The sequence below is a fragment of the Cellulomonas sp. P4_A2 genome (genome assembly GCF_056402515.1).
In genome coordinates this window covers 1-415 of the sequence record NZ_JBFUHG010000150.1, presented here as the reverse complement: position 1 = coordinate 415, position 415 = coordinate 1, and the positions used below count along the sequence as shown (strand labels likewise).

The window sequence follows — 415 nt, the reverse complement described above, 5'->3', positions numbered from 1 at the left end:
GCCGTACGAGACCGCGGAGGGCGTGCTGCTGAGCGCGGGGGTGTGGGTGGTCGGCGCCCGCCTGCCGCTCTGACCGGCGGTGTGTCAGGAGCCCGCGGAGGCCGGTGGCCGGTGCTCGTACCACCGCTGATCGGCCTCCAGCTGGGCCGCGAGGGAGATCAGCAACTCCTCGCTGCGGGACGGGCCGAGCAACTGGGCGCCGACGGGAAGTCCGTCGGCCGTGAACCCGGCCGGGACATTGATGCCGGGCCAGCCCAGCACGTTCCATGGCCAGGCGTACGGGCACGCCTCGGTGATCGCCACATCGGTACGCCAGGCGCTCAGGCCGTCGAATGCGCCGATCCGGGGTGGGGGCGCGGCGGTCGTCGGGGTCAGCAGCACGTCGTACCCGGCCCCGGCCGGGGAGGTCCGGAAG

Annotated in this window: 1 protein-coding gene; it reads right to left on the bottom strand. The window is 74.2% G+C overall.

The annotated features are described in order from the left end of the window. Positions 1-84: 84 nt before the first annotated feature. On the bottom strand, positions 85-415 hold a 331-nt coding region (locus tag AC1DUE_RS20485), incomplete at its 5' end, for an amidase family protein (RefSeq protein ID WP_477041240.1).